This is a genomic window from Pseudolabrys sp. (assembly GCF_035943735.1).
GTDB lineage: Bacteria > Pseudomonadota > Alphaproteobacteria > Rhizobiales > Xanthobacteraceae > Pseudolabrys.
This window is the reverse complement of sequence record NZ_DASZBV010000027.1, coordinates 31,945-52,074: the sequence shown is the minus strand read 5'-3', so window position 1 is coordinate 52,074 and position 20,130 is coordinate 31,945. Positions and strand designations below refer to the sequence as shown.

Genomic DNA, 20,130 nt, shown 5'->3' with positions numbered 1-20,130 from the left:
AAGAGGCATCGGACCACGTCCAGGGCGTCGCGTCCGGAAGTCAGCATGAATCGCCCTTCAGGATCAGCGCCATGACGGACTCAACACCCAAGACGACTAGTGCAAAACCGACCAAGATCGAACAGCCTTTCCAAGCGACCGCTCAGAACGGCTCGTCGCAAGCAACTGAAGCATTCGGAAAGATGAGGCAAGATGCAGCCGAGTCTACTGAACTGTTCCAGAATTGCTATGTGACTGGGCTTAAGGGTGCCCACGAGTACAATGCGAAGGTAATGGAATTCGCTAAAAGCAATACTGAAGCTGTCGTCAGTTTCGCCAAAACACTGTCGGACGTGAAATCGCCTTCAGAGTTTCTCGCAGCAGCGACCGACTACTCACGCAAGCAGTTCGATTCACTTACCGAACAGACCAGGGACCTTACCGCGCTAGCTCAAAGAGTCACGCTGGCGACCGTGGAGCCTCTCAAGGCCGGCGTCAGCAAAGCTTTCGGCCAGGTGAATTGAGCTTAATTGCTCTACATTTGACCTTCATCGGAGCCCGCGTTCTCGCTCGGGCTGCTCCAGACTGTTGCAGCCGCTTGTTGTCCGGTCGAAGGCTTCCCGGCCGTCCTTAATCTCCGTGGCTCACCACTCGGGCTGCCCATCCACTAAAGCCGGGCGGCTCGGAGGTACGAGGCCGACCGCGGGCTGTGGGCTTTATGAAGGTCGTTGCGGGAACGTAGCGTCTCATTCGGGCATTCGAATAGCAGGAGGACTTCATGCCGCGCCAAAAACTCACGCGCCCTTGAACGCCACAAGAATTTGAGATGCTCCGTGAGAGGTCTAGGACTGGCCGCTCAATCATCGCCATGACCGCACGACTTGACCGCGCGCCGGCTCCCATATCGGGCATGCTCAGGCGGCTGGGCCTTCCCGGCGCGCAGCGGATGCGCGATCGGATGAAGGCTACGCGACGCGCGCAGGCCTCGGCTGCCAGACTCGCAGACACCTGACCTCCTTCGATAAGGCATTTGAAAGCGACTTGCCAGTCTACGTCTGGCTCTGGCCAAAAGCGGACATCTAAGTGTCGTCACGCTCCATCGGCAGCGTCTGCATGGCCTCGAAAAGATCTGTGGCGTTCGCTAGTCTTTGTCGATCGATAACTTTCGGCTGTTCTGTTCGCTTGAGCGTGACCGTCGTCGCCGGCGCCGACTGCCTCATTTTGCAACGACAAATTTCGATGTGCCCCGTCGCGAGAGCACGGTCATCGCCACATCGCTGCCATAGCGATGCATTTGCAAGTCCGCCCGCGATTCTCCAAGGTGCACATTACGAAGAATGACCTCATCAATACAATCGGGTAGCAGAGGATCGCGGAACCGAATCTCATTCTCGGTATGTGCCTGCTCTAAGCCCAAGCACGCGCCGAGAACAGCATATATGGCCGCCGCTGCCCAAGCTTGCGGCGAACACGCTACAGGATACGGCGTGGGTTCGCGCCGAGGACGTCTGATAAGGCCGCAAAATAGCTCAGGCAGACGCCGTAGCTCTTGATGTCTCGCTGCATCAAACAAGCCTTCAAACACGCGTACGGCCTCTGTCTTGAGACCGTACCGGGCGAAGCCGATCGCAATCACCGCGTTGTCGTGAGGCCAGACCGAGCCATTGTGATACGATAATGGGTTATACCGCGGCTCGCCTTGGGCAAGTGTTCGGATACCCCAACCGCTGAAACCATCCCGACCCATGAGGTGGCCGGCCACGCGGCGCGCCCTCTCCGGCGATACTATGCCCGTGAACAGCGCATGCCCCGCATTCGAGGCACGCACCCGACAGGGCCGTTTCTTACCATCGAGCGCCAGGACATACGTTCCCATCTCCTCATCCCAGAATTGTCCCTCGAATCGAACGCGCAATTTTTCGGCGTCGGTCGACAGCCTGAGGGCCAGCTCCGCGTGCCCTAGCCGTTTTGCAAGCTGTGCCCCCGCCCGTTTCGCCGCAAAGACATAGCCTTGAACCTCGCACAAGGCGATTGGCCCTTCAGCGTTCGAACCGTCAGCGTGAAAAACGGAATCTTGGGAGTCCTTCCACCCCTGGTTTGCGAGGCTCTCGCTGCCTCCAGGGTGATACTCGACAAATCCATCGCCATCACAATCGCCGTAAACATCGAGCCAGCGTAGGGCCGCCTCGATATTCGGCCAAATATCATTGATCGTCTTCAAGTCGCCCGTCGTATCCAGGTACATCCCGGCAAGCATCACAAAGAGCGGCGTCGCATCGACACTTCCGTAGTAGCGCCGGAAGGGAACCTCGCCGAGATTGGCCATCTCTCCATGCCGCAGCTCATGAAGAATCTTGCCCGGTTCGGCGTCCGATTTGGCATCGATTTCGACAGCTTGGGTTGCCGCCAGGGTACGCAGCACCCCACGCGCGAGCGACGCATCGGCCCATAACATGAACATAGCGGTGAAGATTCCATCGCGTCCAAAAACCGTGCTGAACCATGGAATCCCCGCGAACGGGTAAGGGCCGTACTCCGTCGAAGTAACGAGCGTGTAGACATCCGACGCCGCGCGACAAACGACCTCATTGAATAACTCGCTCGAGCTCTCAACCGTCGCCATGTCGGAAGTCAGACCGCGCCTGCTTCGCCTGCTGTCGCGATAGGCGCGGAAAAAGTCCGGCACGTTTTGAGGCGCGCCTACGCGCCCTCCAACTTTTTCTTCACCACAAGCGACGGTGACGAAGATCGACGCCGCTCCGCCCGGAGCGAGATCCAAATCGAGCTGCGCGCCATTAGTTTCGAGAACAACCGGGCTCGGAGCGAAGCTGATGAAAGTCCGCCGGCTGATGCCGTCGAGCCCAAAATAATGAAATTCGACGCGATCTGGCCCGATCACACGCGCTGACACGCGACCTCGCGCCTGGCGCCCTACACCTCGGACTTCGAACAGATCATGAAAGTCGGCGTCGAAAAGATAATTAAACCGAAGTCGTCGCGTTTCGGAGGCGAAATTCTTCACCCTCAGTCGCTCGTAAAGTGTCCCTTTCCAGAGAAACTTTGTGCGTTCAACAAAGATGGTCTCCCTTGCGATGTTCTCAGCGCCCGAGTCGAGATCCGGATTTGTAAGATTTACCGACAGCGTCGCCTTATCGTCGTGTGTAGTCGAGCTGAGCAATTCCAACTTTTGTCCCTCAAGACGCAGCTCCAGATAAGAGAGAAACCGGGTATCTCGAAAAAACAGACCCTCTGCAGTACCTGCGCGCCTTCCGAAGTCACCGCGGCTATCAAGAACGGCGAAAGCTTCGCCATCCTTGAGATTGCGTAAGGGACGATCGGTCAAAGAGGTTGTTACGCCGATCTCGTAGTCGGCAGTGTCCCGAGTTACGGCGTCATGCATTGTTGTGTCCATTGGGTACGTCGTCAGAGCCGCACCGGCGACAGCAAAGTCTCCGGGACGCCCCCTACGAGAGAAGGACAATCTTCTGTAAGGCCAGGCGTCTTGCCGTTAGCGATATTTTTGAACTCGGTCACGGCAGAGCCTGCTATGTCCGCGCGGTTGAGCAACTGATCGTATGCCGCTAGATAATTCGCAGCCATCCGGGACGCTGTGAACCGCTCTTCGAATCGAATTCGGATCGAGTTTCGATCCAAGGCCAGGGCCAAACCCAGCGCAGGCACCGCTTCATCTATCGACTCCACCGCAAACCCAGTCACGCCGTCATCAATTACCTCGGCGACTGAGCCACGTCGCCAGGCAACTACTGGCGTCCCCTCACGCATAGCTTCGATCATGACGAGACCGAATGGCTCGGGCCAATCGATTGGAAACAGAAGAGCCATGGCGTCGCCGAGAAACTGTCGCTTCTCATGATCGCCGATTTCGCCGATGAACTCGATCAATGGGTGATCAAGCTGCGGGCGAATGACATGTTCGAAATACTCCTGATCGGCGGGATCAACCTTCGCGGCGATCTTCAGCGGCAGCCCGGCCTTCTTGGCAATCTCTATCGCCCGATCCGGGCGCTTCTCGGGCGCGATCCGGCCGAGGAAAGCTAGATACTTGCGGGCTTTCGTATCGAGAGGAGTGCTTCCGGGCGGTAAACCATGCTGAATCGTGGCCAGCCAATTGGCGCGCGGCAGCGGCCGTCGCTGGCTCGCGGAAATCGACACCAGCGGCATGGCCGGAAAGGCGCTATAGACCGGATGGAAATCAGGCAGATCAAGCCGTCCATGGAGCGTAGTTAGGCATTTGTCCCGGGATTCTCTGAACAGCGGAAACTGCAGCAGGTCGATATGGAAGTGAATGATATCGAATTCGCGTGCCCGGCGGCGCACCTCGTCCAACATGACCAGCAGGCTGGCGGTATGATCTCTAATTCCCCCCAGCCTAAGCCCCTCCGGGACGCTTCGAACGAGTTTCGCCGATGTCTCTGAATCCCCGCTTGCGAACAACGTCACTTCGTGTCCCTGGCACACAAGTTCTTCGGTGAGCCAGGAGACCACCCGTTCCGTACCGCCATAGAGCTTAGGCGGCACAGATTCGGCCAAAGGCGCAACTTGAGCAATTCGCATCGGTTTGTCCCCGGTGATCCATCCATCCCCAGACAGTATTGTCTGGCGGTGCTGGAAATCTCACCGCGGCGTCGGCAACGCCCTTTAACGGTGACAGTCTAGCTACGCGGATCGTTCACACCGGCCGGGCCATCCGAGCCGCAGGCGCCGTGAAGACGGGCTTTCGAAAACGCTTGCGGTTAGAACCGCTCACCCCGCCCGCGTCCGATCCCCACTCGACCAACGTTTCAGAACGGAAAAGCGACCAACCCGGTGTAAATAAAAGTTCCTGCCCGTCCCGGCGCGTTACGCCTAATAGCGCCTCAGCTATCCGAGGTTCACAGCGTTCTCCCCGTGGATTCGTGTCTTTTCGAAAAGCGATGGGCCGCCATCCTGGTCGGCTTATCGACGTTAAGCCGGCTGAGTGCATATAGGACGAGCCCATGTTGTAGGCCCGCGGCGGAGACGCACGCGCGGGCTCTGTCACCGCCGCGACAGCCGCGTGGTTAGGCGCGCCGCCTGCCGTGGGCCGCATCCAGAGACCATCCGCCCTCGCGCCGCTTCGCCAAATGCGGGCTTTTGCTTGGATTCAGGAAATCTCCGGCTCGAAGGGTATCCGTGGTGGGGGATGCAGTCTCAGTCGAACCAGTAGCCTGGCCAAATTCCCGGGTTACATGGAAAAGAACGGGGAAGTTCGCGCCGATTGGTCATATGACCGCCGTCTGGCAGCCGAGAGCGCGCAATCTGATCGTACCTTACGGCCGAATTCCCTAGGCGGGCTAACAGAGAAGCTCAAAGAGGCTAACAGGAAACTCGGCCGCAAAATCAGGGATCGGGTCGTACTGGCCCATCTCGGGCTGATCCGTGGCTCCACGCGACGACTGCTGCCAGCCGCCGCTGATTCGGGCTTTTATCGTTTCAGCTCGCGTCATTCTCGGCCAGTTCAGCCACCTCGATCACGCGGAAGCGGCCGTTATCGTCGCGTGAAATCGCAAGGCGATCGATCATCAGCCGTTGCGCCGTCGGCCGGCCGGCGAAGTCGTTTTTCAGCCATTGCAGCGCCGCTGCCCGGTCAGCGTCAACCGACGGCCCCGTCAGCGACATGTGAAACCGGAAGTCCTCGAACACGTAGGGGTAGCCCCACGTGTCCAACTGCTGCACCTGCCGGTCGCTCAGCGGCGTCCGCAAACGACGATTGCGCTCCTCCTCCGTCATCGGCGCTCGGAAGCGGTCAAATTTCCGAACACAGGCGGCAGCGAGTTGGTTCAAGGGCTCGCACTGTCGAATGGGTACGAGTGCTATGAACGAGCCGATCTTGGCCACCTCGGCCATGCCCGTATCCACGCGCGGTTGCCGCCGCGCGAAAGCATGAACCGCCGCGACCAGATCATCCTCTGTCGCCCCGTTGGCGAGGCGAAAAGGCGCTTTCAAGGTGGCGTGAAAGCCGTATTTGCTGGGCTCCCCCACCGCCTCTGCCCAATTGCAACTGGGCGAGGCGGGGAACGCCACCGCTTCGCCCGTGTAGCAATCGACACCGAGCACGGAGGCACCGAAGCGGTAGAGCTCCGATTCCTGTGGCGGCACGAAATAAATGGCGTAGCGGGTAGCCATCCGACGATCTTCAGTGTAGCCGATCCGGCTCAGTAAGATGCACGATGCGACCTTGCACCAGAGTGGCAACCACATTCGGAGTCGCCAAGCTAGATCCGTCCACAACGATGAGGTCCGCGCGCAAACCCGGCGTAAGCGTTCCGCGATCGTTAAGTCGTGCCGCACGGGCAGCGCTCGCGGCCACGTACGTCCACGCTTGTGTCAGCGGCGCGATCCCGTCCGCCGCAAGTCGAAAAGCCGCAAGCAGCGGAGCAGGATAGTAGTAGTCCGACGCTAGCACGGTGCAGAAGCCGCGCGCGATCATGTCGGCCGCATTGATCCAGCCGACGTGGCTGCCGCCGCGCACAACATTAGGAGCACCAAGCACGATGTCGTCGCCAGCAGCGGTCGCCTCCTCTGCCGTCTCGATCGTCGTCGGAAACTCGGCGACCCGGCAGTCGCGTGCGCGAAACCAGCGCCGCTGCTCGGGGCTCATGTCGTCGTGCGAGAGTGTCGGCACGCCGCCAGCGCGAGCGGCCGCCGCGAGCCGTTCGGTAGCTGCGGGCACCTCCTCGGCGCGGCCGCGCAAGCGCTCGACCAGAGCCGTGAAGTCTTCCGGTGACAGCCCGGCCCGTTCCGCCATCTGCGACAGCTTGCGCACGCGTGGCGGGGTATTCTCCCAGATCATGTGGTCGTTGAACCCGAGCATGTCGATGCGGCGCGCGGCAAGCCAGTCCGCAACCTCGGCTTCGGCGTCGAGGTTGAACGCCTCGTAGCGCAGATGCAGCCGTGTGTCGGCCGCCAGATTGTCTTTCAAGTCCTCGACGGCGGTGACGATAGCGCGCGCATTGTCGATGCTGCGCAGGCCCGGCTCCCATGACGCGGTGACGCCGTGAAAGACCGTGGTGATGCCATTCGCGATGGCCTGCCGGTCGCTGTCCTTCAGGCCCATGGCGGCGGGGAAATGCACGCCGGGACGCGGCATCAGTTGCCGCTCGAATGCGTCGCCATGGATGTCGACGATACCGGGCAGCACGTAGAGGCCTTGCGCATCGAGTGTACGACCTTTGTGCGTATTGGCCCCGAGCGCCGCGATGCGTCCGTCTTCGATCGTGAGCGTGGTTTCGACGAAGGCGCCCCCGGCAAGAACCGAGCCGCCCTGAATGCGGACCGCCTCGCTCATGCGCTTGCGGTCATCAGCGCCGGCCCACCCATCTCCTCGTATTTATCGAGGAATGCCTCGACGCCCAGGGCCCGAAAGTCTCCCAGGGCGCCATGGAGGGCGGCATGCGGCCAGTCCCACCAGGCGAGCGCCAGCATGCGCTCCGCCAAAGCCGCCGGAAAACGCGGCCGCACTATCCGGGCAGGATTGCCGACGACGATGGCGTAGTGCGGCACGTCTCTGGTCACCACGCTGCCGGCGCCCACCACCGCGCCGGTCCCGATCGTGCGGCCGGGCAGCACGATGGCGCCGTGGCCGATCCACACGTCGTGACCGATAACGACGCGATGCCCGCGGCGCCATGCGAAGAAGTCCGCCTCGTCGTGAGCGTCCTCGAAATAGGCCGATGCGCGATAGGTGAAATGCGCCTGGCTCGCACGCTGCATCGGATGATTTCCGGGATTGATGCGCGTCATTGCGGCGATCGACGTGAATTTGCCGATGCGGGCGTAGGCGATATCGCTGTCGTTGACGACATACGAGTAGTCACCCATCTCGACTTCGAGAAGTTTGCTATGCGGCCCGACCTCGGTATAGGTGCCGAGCGTCGATTGCGTGACGGTGGCAGTCGGGTCTATCAGCGGAGTCGTGGATAGCATTTTGTCGGTCATGGCCGATTTCTCCCACACCACGACAGACGTCATTTCGGTGACGGCTCGATGACAGCGCTCAGCTTTCAACAACCAGCGCGACGCGATCGGCTGCGAAGCGGCCGCGCGTCGTGAGCACGGGCTCACCATTGACGGCGACATCGATGCTGTCGACGATCAGGATCGGCCGCTGGATCGACAGCCTGAGGCGGCCGGCGTCGACCGCGTCAGTGAAGCCGGCGGTGACCCGCGTCCATTTACGCCGATAGCCATCGACGCCGTAGTGCTGCAGCATCCGGGTGATCGACCGCGTCACGCGGAAGATCTTGGCGGCGTCGTAGAATCGCTGGCCGCACAGCCAGGTCGTGGCGACAGACACCGGCACGCGGTCAGCCGATCGCAAGATTTCGAGCCGCACCACCTGCGCGCCCGGCGCCAGGCCCAGGCGCGCGGCGATCTCTTCGCTCGCCTCCTCGAGGCGATGCCCCTGCAACCTGCCTTCGGCGTCGTGGCCGGCGGCGGCGACGATTTCCGAGAAACGCGTCCTCTGGCCAATGCGATAGTCGAGCTTGTCGGTGCGGACGTAAGTGCCGCTGCCGCGCTCGGTGCGGACCAGCCCGCGGGCTGCGAGTTCCGCCATGGCGCGCCGCACGGTGTGGCGATTGACGCCGTAGCGTGCCGCAATCTCGCTTTCGCCCGGCAGGCGCGAGCCGTTCTCGTGCTTGCCGACTAGGATCATCTGCTCGAAATCGTCGGCGATGCAGCGCCATAACATGATGCCGCGCGCCAGAAGATGGTGCTTACCGGTAGTTCCGCGCGGCGTTCTTGTGAGCATTGGCGGACTTGTCATCGTGGCGTCATGGGACGCGCTGTAGATGCTTGTCTAGTGCACTAGACAACTTTCCGCAAGCAACCGATGCAGGCCACACAAGATTTGCACACAGCGCGACGCGAAATGATGGCGCTGCTTGCGCAAGGCGACACGGACACGATCGCGCGCGGGCTGGCGGCGTCCGAGCACGATCCGGAGATCGTCGAATTGCGCGCGCCGGAAATCGGATTGGTGATGCTCCGTGGCCGCGTTGGCGGCACCGGCTCGCCGTTCAATCTCGGCGAGGCTACCGTGACGCGCGCGGCCGTGCGGCTCGCGTCGGGAGAAAAGGGCTTCTCTTATATTTTCGGCCGCGATGGGAAGAAGGCGCGGCTGGCGGCGGTCTGCGACGCACTGTGGCAGGCCAGCCATTCGCGGCGCGACATCGAGCAACACGTGCTGCTGCCACTACGCGCCGAACGCGAACGGCGCCTCAAACACGACCGCGAGCGTACGGCCGCGACCAAGGTCGACTTCTTCACGCTGGTGCGGGGCGAGGACGAACGATGAGCGAGCTTGTCTTTCAGACGCAGGACACCTTTCGCGCATTGATGGACGCCACCGCGCGCCCCGGTACGATCAGGATGTTGCAAGGAGCGCACGCGCCACCGCCGCTGATGCCGGTGACGGCGGCAGTGATCTCCAGCCTTGCCGATTACGAGACGCCGTTGTGGCTCGATGCTGGCTTCAGCGATGCACCGGCCGTGCTTGATTGGATCCGCTTCACGGCCGGCGCCCGCATTGTTGAGGACCCGCGTGAAGCCGCCTTCGCGCTGATCTCTAGCGCGCGCGTTCTGCCAGACTTCGGCGTCTTCGCACAGGGCAGTGAAGAATATCCAGACTGTTCGACCACCCTGATCGTCCAGCTCCCACAGTTCAAAGGCGAGGTCATCTCGCTGTGCGGGCCGGGGATCAGGGACACAGGCAGCCTCGCCGTCGCGAGCTTGCCCGATGATTTCACCGCGCGCTGGGCGAATAACCGCGCCCTGTTTCCGCGCGGGGTCGATGTCATCCTGGTGGCCGGAACCGACATCGCCGCCCTGCCCCGCACCGTCCACATCACACGGAGCGCGTGAGCGATGTATGTCGCGGTCAAAGGCGGCGAACGCGCCATCGAGAATGCCCACGCTCTGCTCGCGGATGTGCGCCGCGGCGATCGCGCCGTGCCTGAACTCACGCTGGCGCAGATAGAGCATCAGCTTACCCTCGCCGTCGATCGCGTGATGGGCGAAGGCTCGCTCTATGACCGCGAACTGGCGGCGCTTGCCATCAAGCAGGCGCGCGGCGACGTGATCGAGGCGATCTTCCTGCTGCGCGCTTATCGCACGACGCTGCCGCGCTTCGGCGCCTCGGAACCGATCGAAACCGCCGCCATGGCGATCCGCCGCCGTATCTCGGCCGCGTTCAAGGACTTGCCGGGCGGCCAAGTGCTCGGCCCCACCTTCGACTACACGCATCGCCTGCTTGATCCCTCGCTCGCGACGCAGAGCGACGTGCCGCCGCCGTCCACCGCGCCGGCCGAGGCAGCGCCCTTCCGGTCGGTCACCGATCTCCTGGCAACCGGAGGCCTGATCGAGACCGAGGAGCCGGGCGACGGCGAGATTGGCGACCTCACGCGCGAGCCGCTGGCGTTCCCGGCTGACCGCGACCTTCGGCTTCAGAATCTCGCGCGCGGCGACGAAGGCTTTCTGCTCTCGCTCGCCTATTCGACGCAGAGGGGCTACGGCCGCAACCACCCATTTGCCGGCGAGATCCGTTATGGCGAGGTCGAGGTCGAGTTCTTCGCCGAAGAGATCGGCTTCGCAGTGCCGCTCGGTACGGTTGCCGTCACCGAGTGCCAATCCATCAACCAGTTCACCGGTAGCGCGACCGAGCCGCCGCGCTTTACCCGCGGCTACGGCCTCACCTTTGGCCAGACCGAACGCAAGGCGATATCGATGGCGCTTGTCGATCGCGCGCTCCGCGCTCGCGAACTCGGCGAAGTGACCGGCGCGCCTGCGCAGGATGAGGAGTTCGTACTCAGCCATTCGGACAACGTGCTGGCGACAGGCTTCGTCGAGCACCTAAAGCTGCCGCACTACGTCGATTTCCAGGCGGAGCTCGGATTGCTGCGCAGGTTGCGCGACGAGTTCTTCGCCACCGCGCGAGCGCCGGAAGCCGACGCGCCGATGCAGGACGCCGCCGAATGAACGCGCCGGATTACAATTTCGCTTATCTGGACGAGCAGACGAAGCGGATGATCCGCCGAGCCATCCTCAAGGCGATTGCCATCCCCGGCTACCAGGTGCCGTTCGCCAGCCGCGAGATGCCGATGCCCTATGGCTGGGGCACCGGGGGCGTGCAGGTAACCGCCGCAATCCTCGGCCCCGACGACGTGCTCAAGGTCATCGACCAGGGTTCCGACGACACCACCAATGCCGTGTCGATCCGCAAGTTCTTCAGCAAGACCGCGAGCGTGCGCACCACCACCTCGACGCTCGAGGCGACGGTGATCCAGACGCGCCACCGGGTGCCGGAGACACCCCTCACCGATGAGCAGGTGCTGGTCTATCAGGTGCCGATCCCCGAGCCGCTGCGGTTCCTCGAGCCGCGCGAGACCGAAACCCGCCGCATGCACGCCCTCGCCGAATACGGCCTGATGCACGTGAAGCTGTACGAGGACATCGTGCAACACGGTCATATCGCAACGACCTACGCCTATCCTGTCACGGTCGCTGGCCGCTACGTGATGGATCCCTCGCCGATCCCGAAGTTCGACAATCCGAAGCTGTCCGACTGTCCGGCGCTGCAATTGTTCGGCGCCGGCCGCGAAAAGCGCATCTATGCGATCCCGCCCTACACCACCGTCGTCTCGCTCGACTTCGAGGATCACCCGTTCGAACCCTATCGCCACGACGCGCGCTGCGAGCTGTGCGGCGCCAAAGACAGCTATCTCGACGAGGTGATCACCGACGATAAGGGCAGCCGGATGTTCGTCTGCTCGGACACCGATTACTGCGAGACGCGTCGAGCCGGTGGCCATGGCCCTGTGGAGGGCGCAAAGTGATTGAGGACGCGCCGCTGCTGACCGTCGACGGGCTGACGAAGTGGTACGGCCGCCGCCTCGGCTGCACGAACATATCCTTCGACCTGTACGAAGGCGAAGTCCTGGCGATCGTCGGCGAGTCCGGCTCCGGCAAGTCGACGCTGCTTCAGCTCCTCTCAGGCCAGCTGCAACCGAACGACGGACGCATACTCTATCGTATGCGCGACGAGACCGTCGCCGACCTCTGGCACTTGTCCGAGCCGATGCGCCGCCTGCTGTTCCGCACCGACTGGGGCTATGTCCACCAGGACGCCCAGATGGGCCTGCGCATGGGCATCAGTGCCGGCGGGAATGTCGGCGAGCGGCTGATGGCGGTTGGCTGGCGCAATTACGGCGCCATCCGGGACACCGCTACTGACTGGCTGGCGCGGGTCGAGATCGACCAGGCCCGCATCGACGACACGCCGCGCACATATTCTGGCGGCATGCGTCAGCGCCTCCAGATCGCACGCAATCTGGTGACCGCGCCGCGCCTCGTCTTCATGGACGAGCCGACCGGCGGCCTCGACGTCTCGGTGCAAGCCCGCCTACTCGACCTGCTGCGCCGGCTTGTCTCCGATCTCAACATCGCCGCGATCGTCGTCACGCACGATCTGGCGGTTGCGCGTCTCTTGTCGACGCGGATCATGGTGATGAAGGCCGGCGAAGTCATCGAAGCGGGCCTCACGGATCAGGTACTCGACGATCCGCGCGAGCCCTACACGCAACTGCTCGTCTCCTCGATTCTGCCGGTATGACCATGCACCCGCTCTCGCTTGCCGGCGTTTCCAAGGCCTTCACCGTTCACCTGCAAGGCGGCTTGCGTCTGCCGGTGCTGCGCGATCTTGCTTTCACGGCCCGACCGGGCGAGTGCGTCGTGCTGACCGGCCCCTCCGGCGCCGGCAAATCCTCGATCCTCAAGCTCATTTACGGCAATTACCGCTGCGACGAAGGCGCGATACTAGTGCGTAACGGTAGCGATATCGTCGATATCGCGACGGCGGCGCCGCGGCAGATCCTCGCGTTGCGCCGGCGCGCGCTCGGCTATGTCACCCAGTTCTTGCGCGCCGTGCCCCGCGTCTCCGCGCTCGACATCGTCGCAGAGGCGCTTGATGACGTGCCCCGCGAGGCTGCGCGAGACCGCGCCGCCGCCATGCTCGCGCGCTTCAATGTACCGGAGCGTCTGTGGGGCTTGCCGCCCGCGACCTTCTCCGGCGGCGAACAGCAACGCGTCAATCTGGCACAGGGCCTGCTGCCAGAACGGCCAGTCGTGCTGCTCGATGAGCCCACTGCCTCGCTCGACGCTGAAAACCGCGCCGTCGTCATCGAAATCATCCGCGAGCGCAAACGACAAGGCGTGGCGCTGGTGGCCATCGTGCACGACGAGGCTGTGCGCGATGCAATCGCCGATACTTCCCTCGACGTCACGCGATTCGCCACGGCAACCTGAGCATGACCGATACCAACGCCTTCGTCATTGAAAACGCACGCATCGTGCTCGCCGATAGCATGATCGAGCGCGGTTATGCGGCCGTCGTCGACGGCAACATCGCGGAGGTCGGTGAAGGCATGGCGCCGGAGCGCGGCATCAACTTCGGCGGCGATCTCCTGCTCCCGGGGCTCGTGGAACTGCACACCGACCATCTCGAGTCGCACTATATGCCGCGCCCGAAGGTGCGCTGGGACCTGACTGCGGCGGTCATGTCCTACGACGCGCAGATCGCCACCTGCGGCATCACGACAGTCCTCGACTCGTTGCGCGTGTGGCGCGAGGACGGCGCCGAAGACGTGGACGGCCAGGCGCATGAATTGTCCGCCGCGATCGACGACGCCCGGCTCCGCGGGCTGTTGCGGGTTTCACATTACCTGCACCTGCGCTGCGAGGTACCGATGCCGGACGTCGTCGAAGATGCGTCAGCGCTGATCGACCGTCCCGACATCAAGCTGATGTCTCTCATGGACCACACGCCCGGACAGCGCCAGTTCCGCGATCCCGTCAAGCTGCGCGAATATTATCGGGGCAAGAGCGGCGGCATGACCGACGCCGACTTGGACAGGATGTTCACGCGGCGCTTGGATTTTCATAATCGCTACGCGAGCAACAATTACCAGCAACTGGTGGCACTCGCGGGCAAACACGGCACGCCGCTTGCCAGCCACGACGATACCACGGCGGCGCACGTCGAGCAGTCGATCAGCGACGGCGTCAAGGTGGCCGAATTTCCGACGACCATGGAAGCTGCCACGCGGCTCCACGACGCCCAGGTGAAAGTGCTGATGGGTGCGCCCAATCTCGTGCGCGGCAAATCGCATTCCGGCAATGTCGCCACCGCCGACCTCGCGCGTATCGGCCAACTCGACATTCTGTCATCTGATTACGTTCCCTCGAGCCTCCTGATGGCGGCGCTGCGACTGCCGCACGTCTCCGGCGAATACGATCTGCCGGCGGCAGTGCGCACAGTGTCGAAGACGCCGGCGGAAGTCGTCGGCCTCGCCGATCGCGGGGAGATAGATATCGGCAAGCGTGCCGATCTCTTGCGCGTTCATCTTGACGATGACGATGCCGCCGTCCGCAGCGTCTGGAGCGGGGGGCATCGCGTCGCATGAGCACGGCCGCGCCGCACATCGATCCAGCAACGCCACCGATTGGGCCAGGCAGGCTCGTGCTCGCCGTCGGCCCAAGCGGAGGCGGAAAGGATTCGGTGCTGCGCCACGCGCGCATCGATTGCGCCGGCGACCCATCGATCGTCTTTCCGCGCCGTGCCGTCACCAGACCGGCAAATTCCGACGAAGATCATGAGAGCATCGACGAGGCTCAATTCGACGCGGCCTTGCGCGCGGGCGCCTTCGCGCTTGCCTGGCAGGCGCATGGCCTCTGCTACGGAATCCCGCGCGCGATCAACGACGATATTCGCCTTGGACGCACCGTTGTCTGCAACGTCTCGCGCGGCATCATACGTTCCGCCCGAAAGTGCTACGTACACACCACCTGCGTTCTGATCACCGCGCCAGAAGACATTCTGGCAGCGCGGCTTAGCGCACGCGCGCGCGTATCCGATGGATCGATCGCCGCACGTTTGGAGCGAAACGATATCTACTTCGACATATCCGCGGATGTCGTCATCGACAATGTCGGCAACATCGACCATGCCGTCCAGACATTCGTGAGCATTTTGCGGAGATCAACCAAGGCTTGAACGCATAGATGAATGAGTCGCGCGCCGCTCGAATGCACGAGCGCGGTATTCTATTTCCAGTCGTCATCGTATAGCAGATTTTAAATTCTTGTATGCAGCAAACCATTTCATGCGAGTGTCACGCGCGATTGATACATGCGTTATGCGGCTGGTGATTTTTTTGAGACCATGCGCGCCAGCCGTTGTCTGAACCAACGCTCGCCGCGACTGTCCAGCGGCGCCTTGCAACGAAGCCGACACCTGGAGAGAAGCACGATGAAGCAAACGTATCTGACGACAGCCTTCGCGGTCCTCGCCACCGCGCTTGTGTCGACCGCAGCCTATGCCGAGAACGACAAGGATTGCCCAAACGGCGGTGTTGTCCGTTTCGGCGTCGAGCCGTTCGATACTGCGCCGCGCCTGACACCGATCTACGAGCAAATCGGCAAGCTGATCGGCGAAAAGATCGGCTGCGAAGTGAAGGTCTACGTCGCCACCAACTACAACGCCGAAATCGAAGCCATGCGCAATGACAAGCTCGAGATTGGCGAGTTTGGCCCACTTGGCTACGTGCTCGCGCACCAAGTCGCCAAGGCGGAAGCCGTCGCCGCCTTCAGCAACTCGGAAGGCAAGCCCGACACCTACTGGGCGAGCCTCGTGACCTATCCCAGCTCCGGCATCAAAACTGCGGCCGAGATCAAGGGTCATTCATTCGCGTTCTCCGACCCAGCCTCGACCTCGGGCCATCTGTTCCCGGCTTACGGTTTGGCCAAGGCCGGCATCGATCCTGACAAGGACATCAAGGCGATTTTCGCTGGAAGCCACACCTCGTCCTTCGAGGCGCTCTACAACAAGAAGGTCGACGCCGGCGAGCTTAACAGCGAGCAGCTCGAGTCGGCCAAGCAGCGCGGCCACTACAAGGATGGCGACCTCGTTTTCCTCTGGAAGTCCGATCCGATCCCGACCGATCCGATCACCGTGCGCGGCGATCTGCCTGCCGGCTTTAAGGCGCGTCTTATCAAGGTGCTGCAGACCCTCGACTTGCACGGCCTCGACGAGAAGGACCGCAAGGTCATGGGCATGCATGGCCTCCGTTTCGTCCCACAGACTGATAAGGCTTATGACGGCATCCGCGATCTCGTGAAGACGCTGCACATCGACCTGCAGAAGCTCAGCTGAGCGGAGGCCAACATGCTGCGCGTTCGCAATCTCTCGATGCGCTATCCGAACGGCAAACTTGCTTTGTCCGATTTTGATTTGACCGTCGAGGCGGGCGAACTGGTGGTCGTGTTGGGCGGCAACGGCAGCGGTAAAACGACGCTGCTCCGCTGCGTCACGCGTACGCTGCAACCTAGCAGCGGAGAAATCTGGCTCGGCGAGGTAAACCTCGCCGAGCTCAGTGGCGACAAGCTGCGCCGCGCGCGGATGAAGTTGGCCTTGATTTCGCAGCACGCCAGCCTTGTGCGCCGGTCGAGCGTCCTTGCTAACGTCGCAACCGGATCGCTCGGCCGCCATTTCAATCTGTGGACCGCGCTCGGCCGCGTACCGGCGGATGAACTTGCGGCTGCGCATGGCTATCTCGGTGAGGTTGGGCTGGCCTCGCTGGCCGGCCAGCGCGCTGGCACGCTCTCCGGTGGCCAAGCGCAGCGCGTCGCAATCGCACGTGCATTGGCGCAACGCCCCGACGTCGTCCTCGCCGATGAGCCAGTGGCGAGTCTTGACCCGGAGGCGGCGCAAGAGGTCATGCGCCTGTTGCAGCGCCTCGCGCACACCGAGAAGCTCGCGGTGCTCGCGGTTCTGCATCAGGTCGACCTTGCCTATTCTTTCGCCGATCGCGTTGTCGGCATCCGTGCCGGCCACATTGCCTTCGATACGCCCTGCGCCAGCCTGTCGCGCGAGGCAGTCCAGGGTCTTTACGTCAGCGAGGCGGCATGACAGCTCACATCGCTCCGCTGCCCGCTGCCGCACCGCTCGCCAGCTGGGGCCGCGCTGCGGCTGTCGCGTTGAGGACCGTCCTCATCTTGGCTGGCATCCTCATCGCCATTCAGATGCTGGTCGTCGTTGAGGCGAAGCCGCAGGATCTCATTACCGGCTTTCGCGGCATGGTCGACATTGTTCGTCGGTCCTGGCCGCCGGATTTCTCCAAGCTTCCCGATGTGCTTTGGCCGGCGCTGCAGACGATCGACGTGGCACTGTTCGGCACAGTAGCAGGCGTTATCCTCGCCGTGCCACTCGCGGTACTTGCAGCCGCGAATGTGACGCCCTCCCGCTACGCCTATTACATCGCGCGTGGAGTAATTGGATTCACTCGCGCCGTGCCCGATATTGTATGGGCATTGCTTTTCGTCACGGCGGTCGGCCTCGGTCCATTCCCTGGCGGGCTAGCGCTCGCGGTGCATTCGATCGGCATGCTCGGGCGCCTGTTCGCCGAGACCATCGAGCATATGGACATGGCACCGATCCACGCCCTCGAGCTCACCGGTGCGCGGCGGGTCCAAGTTTTTACGCACGCCATCGTGCCTAGCGTCCTGCCGTCGCTGCTCGGTATCGGTTTATATCGGCTCGACGAGAACATCCGCTCGTCGCTGGTGCTGGGCTTCGTCGGTGCCGGCGGCATCGGCTTCCAGTTGCTCACGGCGATGAACCTATTCCAATACCGCCAGGTGTCGCTGCTGCTCATTGTGATCTTCGCTATCGTGATCATTGCGGAGCGGCTGTCAGCGGCGTTGCGCAATCGGCTGGGATAAACCGGTCTGGACCTCAGGAGGCCTGCTTTGGTTTATGAGCACCATTCGCGTCTTAGCGGAAGCATGTCCGCCCAACCCCAAAGAGCAGACACTTAACGCCCGGCCGCCAAGTCCGCGACGAGCCATAGGGCGACATTGGCGACTTCTTTCGCTTGGCGATCTTTTGATTAAGCGCCTTCGGCTCGCGCTGACCTCGTCATCGAATCCGCGCATTTTCGTGGAAAATGCAGTAACCAAAAGATTGAACGGACGGGACCAGCTTCTTGAAAAGCTGGCTTGGAAATCTCTGACAGAAGTTCGCGACGGTCGATCTCATGGAAAACGGCTGCGCGCCGCAGATGCAGGGCGGCATGCGGGCATGTCGATCGGACGCAGGCCGGACGCCTCGCCGGCTCGGAACGCCCGTGCTATGCTACAATAAAGCTACCGGTCCTAGGAGCCGCGCCATGAAGTCGTTCCTCGCCGCGTGCGTCGTCGCCGTCATCGTCGCCGTCGTCGGCAGCCTCGTGCTCGACAGCGTGCAGAAGCCTGTCGACGAGGCGTTCAAGACCGAGGCCGTACGGCTCGGGACCTAGCCGTCGGCACGACGGCCGGGATACCGCTGCGGACGGCAGCGGCGCGCCCACGATGACGATCGCTATTCCGCCGGCGTAGACGTCACCAAGCCCGGGCCTTTCGGGCTTCGCTCCCGTGCAAGCTCCTCGTCGACCCACAGCGGGTGATGCTCCTTCGCCCAATTCAGGTCGACCGTCCCTTCGCCCATCCCCTCGAACGCGCCTTCCATGCCGAGCGTGCCGAGATAGACGTGGGCGAGGATCAACGCAATGAACAGCATGCCGACCACGCCGTGGAAGACCTCGGCCAGCTCCATGTTGCCGACCGTCAGGCCGCCGTAGAACGGGAAAATGAGCATGTAGCCGCTGATCATCATCGCCACGCCGCCGAGCACGATGAACCAGTAGAGCAGCTTCTGCCCGGCATTGAACTTCCACGCCGGCGCCGGCGATGCATGGCCCTTGCTGAACATGCCTCCGCCCGTCTTCAACCACTGGATATCCGCCCGGGTCGGGAAGTTCTGGCCGATCCACATCAGGAACATCAGCACGACGCCGATGGTGAAGGCAAAGCTGAGATAATTATGTGCGTACTTCGCCCACTGCGACCATGTGCTGAAAGCCTCTGAGGCGCCGGAGGAAGCGAACAGCGTTCTGCCGAATGTGACGTTAAGACCGGTAATGGCCAAGATGACGAAGCAGGTCGCCGTGAGCCAGTGCACGAAGCGCTCGAAGGAATTGAAGCGCACGATGGTGCGGCCCGAACGACCGCCCTCGATCCTGATCGTGCCGCGCCACATATAGAAGATTATCAACAGCACTATCGTGCCGATAATCGCAACGCCGCCAATCCATTGCAAAGTGCCCATGCGGAACTCCTGCCATTCGCGGCCGGCCGGATGCTCGATCACGTATGATTTGGTGTCGGGGATCGTGCCGCGGCCCTGGATCGACTTGAGCTGCTGCAATAGTTGCTGCTCTTGCACCGCGTTTGCGCTCGGATCGACCGAGTTCGGTTGTTGCGCGGAGACCGGTGCCGCCATTGCGACGACGACAATGAGTACCAGCGCACCGGCGATCAGGCGCATATTGGCCAGAGACTTCGCCATGTCATTCACTCCTCTGAAAAGCGCTGTTCTTGCAATCGGGGGCGGCGGGAGGCAGCGATTGGTGCCGCCAGCCGCATCAGGTCGCGACCGTCTCGTGATAGGCCGTCTGCCAGCCCCAGGCGCCGGAGCCGTAGCCGCGCCGCGACACCCGCTCTTTGTAGATCTGCGCAATGACGTCGCCGTCGCCGGCGAGCAGCGACTTGGTCGAGCACATCTCGGCGCACAGCGGCAGCTTGCCTTCGGCGAGACGGTTGGCGCCGTATTTCTCGTACTCTTCCTTCGAACCGTCGGCCTCGGGGCCGCCGGCGCAGAAGGTACACTTATCCATCTTGCCGCGTGAGCCGAAGTTGCCGACCTTCGGATACTGCGGCGCGCCGAACGGACAGGCGTAGAAGCAATAGCCGCAGCCGATGCACAGGTCCTTGTTGTGCAGCACCACCGCATCCGCCGTGGTGTAGAAGCAGTTCACCGGGCAGACCGCCGCGCAGGGCGCGTCGGTGCAGTGCATGCATGCCATCGACACCGAGCGCTCGCCCGGCTTGCCGTCGTTGAGCGTGACCACGCGGCGGCGGTTGATGCCCCACGGAATCTCGTGCTCGTTCTTGCAGGCGGTGACGCAGGCGTTGCATTCGATGCAGCGGTCCGCGTCGCAGAGGAATTTCATTCTGGCCATA

General features: G+C 62.5%; 21 protein-coding genes. 13 read left to right on the top strand and 8 right to left on the bottom strand.

Translation table 11 applies throughout. The features are described 5' to 3' along the window. The first annotated feature begins 71 nt into the window (after nucleotides 1-71). Nucleotides 72-503, top strand: a complete 432-nt coding sequence (locus tag VGV41_RS20700; RefSeq protein ID WP_326866024.1) for a phasin family protein — start codon at nucleotides 72-74, stop codon at nucleotides 501-503. 692 nt (nucleotides 504-1,195) lie between these two features. Here the strand turns inward: VGV41_RS20700 and VGV41_RS20695 are convergent. From VGV41_RS20695 to phnF, 6 genes are all read right to left on the bottom strand, one after another. Next, on the bottom strand, nucleotides 1,196-3,379 hold the full coding sequence (locus VGV41_RS20695) for an amylo-alpha-1,6-glucosidase (RefSeq protein ID WP_326866023.1): 2,184 nt from the start codon (nucleotides 3,377-3,379) through the stop codon (nucleotides 1,196-1,198). A gap of 23 nt (nucleotides 3,380-3,402) precedes the next feature. Continuing rightward, nucleotides 3,403-4,554 (bottom strand): glycosyltransferase family 4 protein, encoded by a 1,152-nt coding sequence (locus VGV41_RS20690; RefSeq protein ID WP_326866021.1) that lies wholly within the window; start codon nucleotides 4,552-4,554, stop codon nucleotides 3,403-3,405. Nucleotides 4,555-5,451: 897 nt separating this feature from the next. Continuing rightward, a complete protein-coding gene (locus VGV41_RS20685) occupies nucleotides 5,452-6,144 on the bottom strand; it encodes a DUF1045 domain-containing protein (protein ID WP_326866020.1) in 693 nt (230 codons plus the stop codon). A 10-nt stretch (nucleotides 6,145-6,154) separates the two neighbouring features. Further along, the gene (locus VGV41_RS20680) at nucleotides 6,155-7,306 is read right to left on the bottom strand and encodes an alpha-D-ribose 1-methylphosphonate 5-triphosphate diphosphatase (RefSeq protein ID WP_326866019.1); all 1,152 of its coding nucleotides are present in this window, start codon (nucleotides 7,304-7,306) and stop codon (nucleotides 6,155-6,157) included. Further along, nucleotides 7,303-7,956 carry a chloramphenicol acetyltransferase gene (locus VGV41_RS20675; RefSeq protein WP_326866018.1) on the bottom strand — a complete coding sequence of 218 codons (654 nt, stop codon included), beginning with the start codon at nucleotides 7,954-7,956 and terminating at the stop codon, nucleotides 7,303-7,305. The genes VGV41_RS20680 and VGV41_RS20675 overlap by 4 nt, the downstream gene beginning before the upstream one ends. 58 nt (nucleotides 7,957-8,014) lie before the next feature. Beyond that, the gene (gene phnF / locus VGV41_RS20670; protein ID WP_326866015.1) at nucleotides 8,015-8,770 is read right to left on the bottom strand and encodes a phosphonate metabolism transcriptional regulator PhnF; all 756 of its coding nucleotides are present in this window, start codon (nucleotides 8,768-8,770) and stop codon (nucleotides 8,015-8,017) included. A gap of 81 nt (nucleotides 8,771-8,851) precedes the next feature. Here phnF and phnG point away from each other — a divergent pair, with 81 nt between their 5' ends. The 12 genes from phnG (at nucleotide 8,852) to VGV41_RS20610 (ending at nucleotide 18,368) form a co-directional block, all read left to right on the top strand. After that, complete coding sequence (gene phnG, locus VGV41_RS20665; protein WP_326866014.1) at nucleotides 8,852-9,316, top strand: phosphonate C-P lyase system protein PhnG; 465 nt, start codon at nucleotides 8,852-8,854, stop codon at nucleotides 9,314-9,316. Next, nucleotides 9,313-9,882 (top strand): phosphonate C-P lyase system protein PhnH, encoded by a 570-nt coding sequence (gene phnH, locus VGV41_RS20660; protein ID WP_326866012.1) that lies wholly within the window; start codon nucleotides 9,313-9,315, stop codon nucleotides 9,880-9,882. The genes phnG and phnH overlap by 4 nt, the downstream gene beginning before the upstream one ends. Nucleotides 9,883-9,885: 3 nt before the next feature. Continuing rightward, on the top strand, nucleotides 9,886-10,995 hold the full coding sequence (locus VGV41_RS20655; RefSeq protein ID WP_326866011.1) for a carbon-phosphorus lyase complex subunit PhnI: 1,110 nt from the start codon (nucleotides 9,886-9,888) through the stop codon (nucleotides 10,993-10,995). After that, nucleotides 10,992-11,852: an alpha-D-ribose 1-methylphosphonate 5-phosphate C-P-lyase PhnJ gene (locus tag VGV41_RS20650; RefSeq protein ID WP_326866010.1), complete on the top strand. Its 861-nt coding sequence runs from the start codon at nucleotides 10,992-10,994 to the stop codon at nucleotides 11,850-11,852. Before VGV41_RS20655 ends, VGV41_RS20650 begins: the two co-directional genes overlap by 4 nt. Beyond that, on the top strand, nucleotides 11,849-12,628 hold the full coding sequence (gene phnK, locus VGV41_RS20645) for a phosphonate C-P lyase system protein PhnK (protein WP_326866009.1): 780 nt from the start codon (nucleotides 11,849-11,851) through the stop codon (nucleotides 12,626-12,628). The genes VGV41_RS20650 and phnK overlap by 4 nt, the downstream gene beginning before the upstream one ends. Beyond that, nucleotides 12,625-13,320, top strand: a complete 696-nt coding sequence (phnL, locus tag VGV41_RS20640) for a phosphonate C-P lyase system protein PhnL (protein ID WP_326866008.1) — start codon at nucleotides 12,625-12,627, stop codon at nucleotides 13,318-13,320. The genes phnK and phnL overlap by 4 nt, the downstream gene beginning before the upstream one ends. Before the next feature lie 2 nt (nucleotides 13,321-13,322). Continuing rightward, nucleotides 13,323-14,477, top strand: coding sequence for an alpha-D-ribose 1-methylphosphonate 5-triphosphate diphosphatase (locus tag VGV41_RS20635; protein ID WP_326866007.1), 1,155 nt, complete (start codon nucleotides 13,323-13,325; stop codon nucleotides 14,475-14,477). Further along, nucleotides 14,474-15,067, top strand: coding sequence for a phosphonate metabolism protein/1,5-bisphosphokinase (PRPP-forming) PhnN (gene phnN / locus VGV41_RS20630; RefSeq protein ID WP_326866006.1), 594 nt, complete (start codon nucleotides 14,474-14,476; stop codon nucleotides 15,065-15,067). Before VGV41_RS20635 ends, phnN begins: the two co-directional genes overlap by 4 nt. Before the next feature lie 255 nt (nucleotides 15,068-15,322). Next, the gene (locus tag VGV41_RS20625; RefSeq protein ID WP_326866005.1) at nucleotides 15,323-16,225 is read left to right on the top strand and encodes a phosphate/phosphite/phosphonate ABC transporter substrate-binding protein; all 903 of its coding nucleotides are present in this window, start codon (nucleotides 15,323-15,325) and stop codon (nucleotides 16,223-16,225) included. Between the two features lie 12 nt (nucleotides 16,226-16,237). Then, nucleotides 16,238-16,981 carry a phosphonate ABC transporter ATP-binding protein gene (locus VGV41_RS20620; RefSeq protein ID WP_326866004.1) on the top strand — a complete coding sequence of 248 codons (744 nt, stop codon included), beginning with the start codon at nucleotides 16,238-16,240 and terminating at the stop codon, nucleotides 16,979-16,981. Next, nucleotides 16,978-17,793 (top strand): phosphonate ABC transporter, permease protein PhnE, encoded by an 816-nt coding sequence (gene phnE / locus VGV41_RS20615; protein ID WP_326866003.1) that lies wholly within the window; start codon nucleotides 16,978-16,980, stop codon nucleotides 17,791-17,793. Before VGV41_RS20620 ends, phnE begins: the two co-directional genes overlap by 4 nt. Nucleotides 17,794-18,239: 446 nt before the next feature. Continuing rightward, nucleotides 18,240-18,368, top strand: coding sequence for a hypothetical protein (locus VGV41_RS20610; RefSeq protein WP_326866002.1), 129 nt, complete (start codon nucleotides 18,240-18,242; stop codon nucleotides 18,366-18,368). Between the two features lie 62 nt (nucleotides 18,369-18,430). On the opposite strand, the gene VGV41_RS20605 is transcribed toward VGV41_RS20610, so the two are convergent. Beyond that, on the bottom strand, nucleotides 18,431-19,456 hold the full coding sequence (locus VGV41_RS20605) for a formate dehydrogenase subunit gamma (protein WP_326866000.1): 1,026 nt from the start codon (nucleotides 19,454-19,456) through the stop codon (nucleotides 18,431-18,433). Nucleotides 19,457-19,532: 76 nt separating this feature from the next. Beyond that, nucleotides 19,533-20,129 carry a formate dehydrogenase FDH3 subunit beta gene (fdh3B, locus tag VGV41_RS20600; RefSeq protein ID WP_326865999.1) on the bottom strand — a complete coding sequence of 199 codons (597 nt, stop codon included), beginning with the start codon at nucleotides 20,127-20,129 and terminating at the stop codon, nucleotides 19,533-19,535. Nucleotide 20,130 lies beyond the last annotated feature (1 nt).

Coding starts and splice junctions, on each gene's coding strand:
- VGV41_RS20610 (WP_326866002.1), top strand. CDS start 18,240: ATGAAGTCGTTCCTCGCCGCGTGCGTCGTCGCCGTCATCGTCGCCGTC.
- VGV41_RS20625 (WP_326866005.1), top strand. CDS start 15,323: ATGAAGCAAACGTATCTGACGACAGCCTTCGCGGTCCTCGCCACCGCG.
- VGV41_RS20650 (WP_326866010.1), top strand. CDS start 10,992: ATGAACGCGCCGGATTACAATTTCGCTTATCTGGACGAGCAGACGAAG.
- VGV41_RS20695 (WP_326866023.1), bottom strand. CDS start 3,379: ATGCATGACGCCGTAACTCGGGACACTGCCGACTACGAGATCGGCGTA.
- VGV41_RS20700 (WP_326866024.1), top strand. CDS start 72: ATGACGGACTCAACACCCAAGACGACTAGTGCAAAACCGACCAAGATC.
- phnN (WP_326866006.1), top strand. CDS start 14,474: ATGAGCACGGCCGCGCCGCACATCGATCCAGCAACGCCACCGATTGGG.
- phnE (WP_326866003.1), top strand. CDS start 16,978: ATGACAGCTCACATCGCTCCGCTGCCCGCTGCCGCACCGCTCGCCAGC.
- VGV41_RS20620 (WP_326866004.1), top strand. CDS start 16,238: ATGCTGCGCGTTCGCAATCTCTCGATGCGCTATCCGAACGGCAAACTT.
- phnF (WP_326866015.1), bottom strand. CDS start 8,770: ATGCTCACAAGAACGCCGCGCGGAACTACCGGTAAGCACCATCTTCTG.
- VGV41_RS20635 (WP_326866007.1), top strand. CDS start 13,323: ATGACCGATACCAACGCCTTCGTCATTGAAAACGCACGCATCGTGCTC.
- VGV41_RS20690 (WP_326866021.1), bottom strand. CDS start 4,554: ATGCGAATTGCTCAAGTTGCGCCTTTGGCCGAATCTGTGCCGCCTAAG.
- VGV41_RS20675 (WP_326866018.1), bottom strand. CDS start 7,956: ATGACCGACAAAATGCTATCCACGACTCCGCTGATAGACCCGACTGCC.
- VGV41_RS20680 (WP_326866019.1), bottom strand. CDS start 7,306: ATGAGCGAGGCGGTCCGCATTCAGGGCGGCTCGGTTCTTGCCGGGGGC.
- phnH (WP_326866012.1), top strand. CDS start 9,313: ATGAGCGAGCTTGTCTTTCAGACGCAGGACACCTTTCGCGCATTGATG.
- fdh3B (WP_326865999.1), bottom strand. CDS start 20,129: ATGGCCAGAATGAAATTCCTCTGCGACGCGGACCGCTGCATCGAATGC.
- phnL (WP_326866008.1), top strand. CDS start 12,625: ATGACCATGCACCCGCTCTCGCTTGCCGGCGTTTCCAAGGCCTTCACC.
- phnG (WP_326866014.1), top strand. CDS start 8,852: ATGCAGGCCACACAAGATTTGCACACAGCGCGACGCGAAATGATGGCG.
- VGV41_RS20685 (WP_326866020.1), bottom strand. CDS start 6,144: ATGGCTACCCGCTACGCCATTTATTTCGTGCCGCCACAGGAATCGGAG.
- VGV41_RS20655 (WP_326866011.1), top strand. CDS start 9,886: ATGTATGTCGCGGTCAAAGGCGGCGAACGCGCCATCGAGAATGCCCAC.
- VGV41_RS20605 (WP_326866000.1), bottom strand. CDS start 19,456: ATGGCGAAGTCTCTGGCCAATATGCGCCTGATCGCCGGTGCGCTGGTA.